4 protein-coding genes and 1 pseudogene are annotated in these 2,346 nt (G+C 59.3%); 2 read left to right on the forward strand and 3 right to left on the reverse strand.

Features of this window, described 5'->3' with window-relative positions:
* The 3 genes from queE to queC form a co-directional block, all read right to left on the reverse strand.
* Positions 1-554, reverse strand: a 554-nt coding sequence (queE, locus tag EN749_RS34240; RefSeq protein WP_189367914.1) for a 7-carboxy-7-deazaguanine synthase QueE, incomplete at its 3' end; no start/stop codon positions are given.
* Between the two features lie 5 nt (positions 555-559).
* A complete protein-coding gene (gene queD / locus EN749_RS34245) occupies positions 560-916 on the reverse strand; it encodes a 6-carboxytetrahydropterin synthase QueD (protein ID WP_126063824.1) in 357 nt (118 codons plus the stop codon).
* Complete coding sequence (gene queC / locus EN749_RS34250; RefSeq protein WP_063170389.1) at positions 916-1,614, reverse strand: 7-cyano-7-deazaguanine synthase QueC; 699 nt, start codon at positions 1,612-1,614, stop codon at positions 916-918. The genes queD and queC overlap by 1 nt, the downstream gene beginning before the upstream one ends.
* Before the next feature lie 335 nt (positions 1,615-1,949).
* On the opposite strand from queC, the gene EN749_RS37970 reads away from it, so the two are divergent.
* Positions 1,950-2,123: a hypothetical protein gene (locus EN749_RS37970; protein WP_167512160.1), complete on the forward strand. Its 174-nt coding sequence runs from the start codon at positions 1,950-1,952 to the stop codon at positions 2,121-2,123.
* Positions 2,107-2,224 (forward strand): annotated as a pseudogene (locus EN749_RS34255) (transposase); the annotation flags it as partial. The gene EN749_RS37970 and the pseudogene EN749_RS34255, both read left to right, overlap by 17 nt.
* Positions 2,225-2,346: the final 122 nt, after the last annotated feature.

A 2,346-nucleotide genomic window follows, 5' to 3' on the forward strand; every position in this document is an offset into this window, starting at 1 on the left:
GGTTGCAGATAGATCGGAAGGTGCGGATATCTCGCCGCGACTTCTTTGGCGTAGGCATAGTCACTCTCGTCGAAAACGACGAGCTTGAGCACGATTTGCGGCTTCTCTTGCGCCGCTTCGAGGCATGCATCAAACGCAGCCCAACGGGTGGTCATCTCGCTGGACGGCGGCTTTGGGCTAAGGGTCAGCACGTCAAGATCCGCAAACCACTCCCTCACCACGGAACCCTGCGTTTCCAGTGCAAAACGATAGCCCTCGCGATGGCCGCGTTCTATGAGGGGACCGAACGGCTGAATGGCCGGGTTGCCGCCTGACAAGGAGACCATAACCGGCCTGCCGCCGGAAAGCGCATGGACGGTTTGCCACACGGCATCGATCGGCATCGGTAGCCATTCATGGCGATACTGATTGTCCACCGCGTGAAGGCTGTCGCACCATGAACAGCGATAATCACATCCGCCGGTTCTGATGAACACCGTCGGCAAGCCGATGAGCACGCCCTCGCCCTGGATAGTCGGCCCGAATATCTCGCTCACACGGATTGCGGGATGCATGTCGGTCACGGACGGTATTCCGCCCAAGTTTTCGGTGTTTCGCTAACGCGCACGGCCGCGGTCTGCGGCAGACGTGCCTTGCACCATTCATAGAAATGTCTGGCCAGGCATTCCGCCGTGACCTTCTCATGTCCCAGCACGTCGTTGAGGTGCCGATGGTCGAAGCTCTCGTCAATGTAGCGTTTGAGCGGCGCCAGATCGTGATAGTCGCGCACGAAGCCGTGGGCGTCCAGTTCCTTGGCCGACAGCTCCACTACGACGACATAGTTATGCCCGTGCAGGCGCGCGCATTGATGGTTGGGAGGCAAGGAGGTGAGCTGATGCGAGGCCGAGAAGTGGAATTCCTTGGTGATGTGGAACATTACGCGCGCCTCCTGCGCAGCGCCTCAAGCCAGAAATCGGCGTCCTCGTAGTCGGTGGGATCAGCGTGCCCGGCGAGATGGAACGCTTCGCGCCGCTCGACGCAGGTCCCGCATCGTCCGCAGTGACGCACGCCGCCCTTGTAACAGGACCAGGTCTCAGCAAACGGGGTGCCGTATCTTGCGCCATCCGCAACAATGTCAGCTTTTCCGAGATTCACATACGGTGCATAGAGGCGTATCTGCGCATAGCCGTCGAGCGCGCGGTCTTGCATTGTCTGGAAAGCTTCAATGAAGGCCGGACGGCAATCGGGATAGATGAAATGGTCCCCACCATGCACGGCCGCCGCCACCGCTTCGGCGCTGTGGGCGGCGGCGAGACCGAAGGCGATTGCCAACATGATGGCATTGCGGTTCGGCACCACCGTAATCTTCATCGTGTCTTCGGCGTAGTGGCCGTCCGGCACGTCGATACTGCTAGTCAGCGCTGAGCCGGAAAGGCCACGGCCAATTTCGCCGATGTCGATGATCTGGTGCGGGACCTTCAGTCGCTGCGCGCAAAGAGCGGCGAAGCCCAATTCCTTCCTGTGCCGTTGGCCATAGTCGAAAGATAGAAGGCCGGTGAGTTCGTGCTCCGCTGCCACCATGTGAGCAAGGGAAACGGAGTCCAATCCGCCAGAGCAGACGGCGAGAGTCTTCATCATTGGTATCCTTGTTTTGACCGGGTAAGGCTGCGACCGGAGATTTCTCTGCGCCCCCACTACTCCAGCGACTCAGTTTTGTGAACCGGGAGAATTTGCGCTCAGCCCGATTGGAACGGGAGTGCGTCGCGTCCAACACGCGTGATCAATAAAAGTTGAGCGCTTCAGCAGTTTGTTTCGCATCGCGCCAACTTTCGCAATCTGCTGTCGGATCGTCGACTTCGAGACAAGGTGATGTTCGGCCGACATCGGCTGACTCTTAATTAAGCCGCAGAACACATGTTGGCTTTCTGGCCTTCGCTTGTGCGGTTGGCACGACAATTGACATTCTAATTGTGGGGCGGCACACCCCGCCAGCCGAAAGTGGCAGTGAGCTCCTTCAGGCGCAGGTTGATGTGCTGATTATTCGGCGATTTTCCGATCTCGAACCAGAAAGCGAGGGCGACATGGATGCCAGCAAATTTGACATTGGCGACATCCGCCTGGAGAACCCTGCGCGGCGCGATTGAGGCCGCAGGCGAGCCTGCTCTACCTGCCGCCCTACAGTCCCGACTTCAATCCGATTGAGAACGCCTTCGCCCAACCTAAGGCGCTGCTGCGAGCAAAGGCCGACCATCAAGGCTCTATGGGACTGACGTTGCCCCAGCAGTTTTGAGTTCGTTTCCGGCGTGGGTTGTGCCCTGCTGGGCGGGTGAAGCGACGGGCGCTGGCGCGGAGCCTTTGGCATAGCGC

The organism is Mesorhizobium sp. M7A.F.Ca.ET.027.02.1.1 (assembly GCF_004022985.1).
Classification (GTDB): Bacteria; Pseudomonadota; Alphaproteobacteria; order Rhizobiales; family Rhizobiaceae; genus Mesorhizobium.